We start from the raw sequence: 5,757 nt of genomic DNA, 5'->3' as shown, positions 1-5,757 counted from the left end.
CCGCTGTTCATTACTCTTTTCGCGGCCTTCTGGATCAAGGAACCTGTCGGGGTGCAAGGTTGGATCGGAGTCGCCCTCGGCTTCGTCGGTGTGCTGCTCATGCTGAAGCCGCAGGCCGGCGATCTTGGCGTCCATGCCGTGATGCCGCTGGTTTCTGCAATTCTCTACGCTCTGGCGATGGTGCTGACGCGCACCAAGAGCCGTGGCGAAAACCCCTTCGTTCTGGCGCTGATCTTCAACCTGATAGCGATCGTTCTCGGAGGCGGCGCGAGCCTTGCAGCAATGATGGCGGGAAACGAGGGAGGACAAAGCGTGTCCATGGGCGCGTGGATTCCAATGGGCTGGACCCAATGCGCGCTGATCGGGCTTTTGAGCATGACGATGCTGATCGGCAGCGTCGGCACCGCCATCGCCTATCAGTGGGGACCATCGTCGATCATCTCGACCTGGGACTTTTCCTATCTGGCCTTCGCAGTGCTATGGGGCGTCGTGCTGTTCTCGGAACGTCTGGATGCGGCTTCCATGATCGGCATCGTCCTCATCGCACTGGCCGGAATTATCGTCATCCGGCGATAGCGGCGATATATTTGGGCACCGAGCCGGATGATTGCTTGGAGCTCTTTGCGACGGTCGCAAAACTCCTTGACCTTCGCACGCTGCAAAGGCCTGCGACGACTATCATGCCATCGCCCCCACCGAAAAAGTGCGCATCGCGAAGATTAAGAGGTTTCGCGACTGGATTTTAGGTGAGGCGAGCGAGACGCAGCGACGTTTGAGCGTATGAACTGCGCCGTTCCGCGATCGACCGTTCGATCAGTGCTCCAGGTGCGATGTCACACCAGGAGACGTGATTGATCCCCCGGGCTGGGATATACCAGAACAGCGTCGAAGTTCGGCTCGCAGATGAAGAGCATTCCCCATAACGCCCCACTCCGCCATCGCCTTCAAAATATCCTCGGCCCCTTGGCCTTCGATGAAGGACCAGAGAAATTCTTCGTCAGATAAGTCTCAAAATAAGCCTGGACCGACGGACGCATTGGAACCAGCTGCAGGTCTTTCGTTCGAAATGCATCACGTTCTCGGCCGAGCTCCCACAGAACCCTGTTCGCGATGTCTCCGGTCCAAACACCCCCGAGGGTGGGAGATGATCGTCGCGAATGTCGGTGGTTGCACTGAGAAGAAAAAATCATTCGCGCATCGTTTGCCTGAATGTGCCTTACGGCACGTCAATTGTGCCGTCGAATTGTATTGCTGCATGCGATGGCGAGACAAAGTGAGGTCGACGCCTAGCGGGCGCGTCCATTCAAAGCGCCAACTGCCATTGGGGACTGAAGGATCGAAGTAGTCCGGCTGGAGGTCGGCCTGGTCCGGCCTGACTTTTGCGAAAGACGATAGGTCGATCATCAATATCCTATCGTCCGACAGATGCGGTCGGAGCGCTTGGAGTGACTGTCGCGCCTGTGATAAGTCTACCAACAGCTGAAATGCCTCTCGGGGCACGAGGTAAGGTCAAACTGCTCTTCAATCTCGCCGATCCTGAGTTAGCGATGTCGGCCGACTTGACGGTGGCTCCTGGCGCGCGTCGCGGGCCGAGAGGTCGAGATCCTGCGCGTCCGCGCGGCCGGATCGAAAGCCGAGAGAGTGGTTTCCTTTCGGCGACGTCGCCTGCGCAGTCGGTCCTAGCCGATTCATGAATGCCTATGGGTGGTCTCCAGCGGCACCGCTGGAGCAATGTTTGGTGACATTATATAGATGCTCGAGAGCCGTGGCGCACTGGCAGAAGACGGCTGGACGGACACCCTTTGCCCTCGCATCGACCTTGACGAAACTCTTCCCTGGAATTGGATACCAGTCACCGTGACCTACGCCGAGGCCGCTTGATGGCGACAATAACCCACGTCTTCACCATCGACCACGTTTCGCAAATGATCGGGGAGGATCTCGATCTCCTTCAGGCGATCGTCAGCAACGATGACAATCTCAGCTATGGCAGTATCATCAATGTCCATGACGGTACGGAGGAGGGGATAGCCGCTCTCACCGACGACGGCATTGACGAGCTAAGACAGATGCTTGCCCATGCTCGCCGTTCGGCCGAAAAGTGGAACGACTTCCTCGATGACTTCGTCTCAGATCCGGACATCATTGCGCGCATCAAGGCGAGGTCTCCGCCGTAAGGCCGACCGGCTGCGGCATAGTTGAGGACAAGCCGATCAATATGGTTACCTTTGCCGCCACCTCGTCCAGAGTAGCGGTAAGCCGGTTTATCTGCGAGGCGGTTGCAGCCAGCTCCGGGCCGTAACGGGTCACGAGATATTCCCGGTTCTGGCTGAGGGAATGAAGATGTAGGGCGGTTTTTGCGCGAAGGCGTAGCCCGGCTTCCAAGGCGAGCCCCGTGCGCGCCGACAGATCGTGCTGCATTTTGCGGATCTGATTGGGGCTGTGCCCACGGTGAAGCAAAAGCGCTGTCAGATACAGTTCGATCGCATGGATCGCCGACAATCTGAAGGGCGCTCGAGTGAGCGGTTTGCCTGGCCGGCCGAGCCGAAGCAGCATGGTTGCCGCCTTGCGGTACTCTTCCGCGAGCTCATGGACCTGCAGCGGGGAGGCCAGCTCACATGGGTATTTTCGTTCTTCAATCTCCATTCATGCAATCTCCGCCACACAGAAGTTTTGGTAAAGAGCAAAACAATCTTATTGTTCGGCGCTCTCCCTTTCTTGGCATCGATATCGCAATCCCGACGAAGACCCGCCGCGGTGGGGTCTGGGATCGAGGCGACCGCAGTGGTTCTCGACGGATGAAAGGGCGCATGCCGCGCCTGGCTTGTCGTTGCCTCGCCGATCGGCGCCGGACGAGATCAGGTGGGCGTCTCCCTGCGGGCCGGGCTGCGGGCTTCGCTGAAGCCGGCCTGTGGTCGTCTTGCCCCTTCGGGCACGCATCCCTGACGCACCCGCTGCCGCAGCCCCGGCGCTTCGCCTGGCTTGAGTACGGATTACGGATAAAGCGCCTTGCCTCATTACCGAGGCAGTTTCTTCATCTCCGCCGCGCACCCGACGTGCGCGTTTCCCGCATCCGCCTCTCCATGCGTGACTTCGACCATAGGGCGAGAGTGCCTGGTAGCATTCCACAGGGCTCGTTCAATCCATTCCCCATGCGCGGGCACCGTCCGCATACCGCAGGGTTTTGTGGCGGGGAACTTGGCGAGTTTTCTTCTATGCAATCTGCATCACTGACCGGGTTGAGCTCGTCAATGACGTAGGCGAGGTTTGAGTTTCGCTCGCCTGGATGTCGATCCCGCCGCAAAGGAACTACAACTTGCCGTTCGAATTGGAGAGCATGCCGAATGAAGCGGAGAGAACCGGCCGCCGCTTGACCATTGATAGCGCCTTGAGCTTCGGCCAATGGCCGACGGCATCACGCCCGCATTTTCCCTCTTGAAGCGTCATCGCGCCGACAGCACATTGTGCAACGATCGGCGGGGGTCCAGCGGCCCCGCCTTACGCGAACTGGCTGTTCAGCAGGTCGGGAGGAAAAAATGAAGGCCGAGGCTTTCAGCAGCCCCATTTTCGTCAAGCGCTCCACCTACATCGTGCAAGAGATTGCAAGTCTTGCCGAGGCCATCGATCTTCTCGATGAATGGCCGTAAGATCGCAGAGATCGTGCCCACGAAACTGCCCTTCGGACGTGCCATGAGGCCTACGATGGGCACAAGCCTGTAGGTGCGGCGCGCAACGCGCTTTACGACTTTGCAAAGCAGATTGGCATATTGGAAGATGCGACCTCTGCGATGCAGTGGATTGCAGCCTGCACAGCAGGCACCGCAAAAGTCTAAATCCTATTCGCCGATGCGATTAGGACGACGCGCGGCAGTGACATTCGGTTTAGCATGCGGCCTATCGGCGCAGACTGGCTGTCAAGGGGGAGATGGCCGGCTTGAGCAGGTTCGAAAGGCCAGTCATTGTGCAGGTCGGCCGCCACGCTCCGAGCGTATCGTGCTCGACGTCAATGACGCCGCCGCTATCTTGCTGCGGGATATTGGTCGTCATACCGAGAAGAGTAGGATAGCACGGCGGGCATGATCCGTCCTGCGATTCATATGAATCGTCCTACGAATTATCCGGCCTGGGCGCGCTGATGGGCAGCGCAATACAGCTCGATGCGCAAAGCGGCATGGCGGCCCTCAAATTGGACTTCAGCCTGTCGAAGACAGGGAGCCGCGCAGCATCTGTGCCTGCGGGCCAAAGTTCCGCCAGCGTAACCGCCGATCCCAGGAGGATGTCGCTGCGTGGCCTCCTTCATTATCTCTGGCACGAGGCCGAATTGACGGTCTGGACATCCCGATGGGCCGGCAAGCGACATTGGTGGAATGTCCGCTGGCATCTGCTCGAGGCTGCCGGGCAAATGACGGTGAGGGGCGGTCCGCTCGCGGATATCTTGTTCGTGCCCGAGCCGTTTCGCGCCGAGAACAAGGAAGCGATCGAGCATCGTCGCAACGGGGTTCTTGCACCTGCGCTCCCGCCGAAATCCGGCCCACGAAAGTTGCTGGTCCTGGTAGGCGAGGTGAAAGAGATTATGCCTGCCCGCTCCGGCCAAAAACTTGTCATCAGACATTTGCCCGGCTTTCCCTTCATCATCGACGATGCATTGCACCGCCGCTTGCGGGCACGTTTCGAGAAAGAATTGTCGCTGTGGGGAGCGGATTCCAGCTCACATCTCATGACGATCGCGACGTTCGGACTGAACCCGGCCGGCCTCGCCATTGTCGAGGAGGTCGCGTTGATGGTGGTGTCCGAGAACTGGGTTCCTTACGAGACGGTCCCGGAAAAGCGGCTTGTCGACGCGCTCGCCCGCCTTCGCGAGAAAAGCGTGAAGGGATTGCGCTGCGACCTGCAAACCGACCAGCCGATCGCCAACGCTTTGCTCCAGAACAGGCAGCAGCCGACCGCACTCTTTGTCGTGCCGGCCGGTGCGGACGAAGCGTTCGAGGCTTCGTTGCAGGACATGATCGCGAACCGGCCGGAGATGGGTGCGTGGACCTGGCGGGTCGATGACGGGGAGATGCCCGCCCTTCCATAGGCTGGGACGACATCTCAGATTTCCATCAATGTTGTGAATCGATTGGCGGCCATCGATTCAGACAATGCGTTGGACAACGACCCCCGCTGTCTTGGACCATTACGGTATGGTGAGGGGTGACCAGCGATCGTCCTTTTCGGTGAGCATGCTGCGGATTTGCGAAGATCCGCGGCGAGAGGAGAGTGGGCGCCTGATACTCGGCATGCCATTCGCCCTTGCCGAACCCCACGTTGCGACAGGGAACAACGCGACCGTAGGACCCGAGAAATTCTAGTTCCGTCCAACGCCAAACACTGAAAAGTCGAAGGTCTTCACATAATCGCGGAATGCGGCCTGCGCCTTGGACTGGTTCTTCAGGTTGGGAAAGATCAGCATCATTTCTTAGGGGGGAATTTCCCACCCAGGCAGCAATTCCACGAGGCGGCCGACCGCGACGGCCGGCTGGCATACATAAGCGGGAAGGAGTCCGGCCGTGCTGCTCTTTGCCGCGCCTTCCAGCCCGCTGGCGCAACCTTGGTCTATTATGTAGTGCGCCACCCAAAGTTGTATCCTGACCTCTACGGGTCTAATTGAAATTGTCGACCGTGAACAATCCGGCCCCTAAGCGGCGCCCGACTTGGGCCGGAGTTGGAAAAGAGCGATCAAGAGCGACAAAAAAACCTTCAGCCACCTGAGCAGGA

General features: G+C 59.0%; 3 protein-coding genes and 2 pseudogenes. 4 read left to right on the top strand and 1 reads right to left on the bottom strand.

Annotated elements, in window-relative coordinates:
- Together NKH05_RS32585 and NKH05_RS32580 are read left to right on the top strand one after the other, a co-directional pair.
- A partial coding sequence (locus NKH05_RS32585; RefSeq protein ID WP_353027058.1) for a DMT family transporter occupies positions 1-576 on the top strand: 576 nt, incomplete at its 5' end.
- Positions 577-1,880: 1,304 nt separating this feature from the next.
- The gene (locus NKH05_RS32580; RefSeq protein WP_353017788.1) at positions 1,881-2,177 is read left to right on the top strand and encodes a hypothetical protein; all 297 of its coding nucleotides are present in this window, start codon (positions 1,881-1,883) and stop codon (positions 2,175-2,177) included.
- Here the strand turns inward: NKH05_RS32580 and NKH05_RS32575 are convergent.
- Positions 2,155-2,646: a hypothetical protein gene (locus tag NKH05_RS32575; RefSeq protein WP_353017786.1), complete on the bottom strand. Its 492-nt coding sequence runs from the start codon at positions 2,644-2,646 to the stop codon at positions 2,155-2,157. The two genes, NKH05_RS32580 and NKH05_RS32575, sit on opposite strands and share 23 nt — an antisense overlap.
- A gap of 1,016 nt (positions 2,647-3,662) precedes the next feature.
- Between NKH05_RS32575 and NKH05_RS32570 the strand changes: the two are divergent.
- Together NKH05_RS32570 and NKH05_RS32565 are read left to right on the top strand one after the other, a co-directional pair.
- A pseudogene (locus NKH05_RS32570) lies at positions 3,663-3,833 on the top strand (DUF982 domain-containing protein); the annotation flags it as partial.
- Between the two features lie 254 nt (positions 3,834-4,087).
- Positions 4,088-5,077 (top strand): annotated as a pseudogene (locus NKH05_RS32565) (DUF1173 domain-containing protein); the annotation flags it as partial.
- Positions 5,078-5,757 lie beyond the last annotated feature (680 nt).

This window comes from Mesorhizobium sp. M1399 (assembly GCF_040317735.1).
Lineage (GTDB): Bacteria > Pseudomonadota > Alphaproteobacteria > Rhizobiales > Rhizobiaceae > Mesorhizobium.
Note: the sequence above shows the minus strand (reverse complement) of the source record. Positions and strands in the feature narration are given on the sequence as shown.

Excerpts from the sequence above, each read along its gene's own strand:
- NKH05_RS32580 (WP_353017788.1), top strand. The coding sequence starts at position 1,881 with ATGGCGACAATAACCCACGTCTTCACCATCGACCACGTTTCGCAAATG.
- NKH05_RS32575 (WP_353017786.1), bottom strand. The coding sequence starts at position 2,646 with ATGGAGATTGAAGAACGAAAATACCCATGTGAGCTGGCCTCCCCGCTG.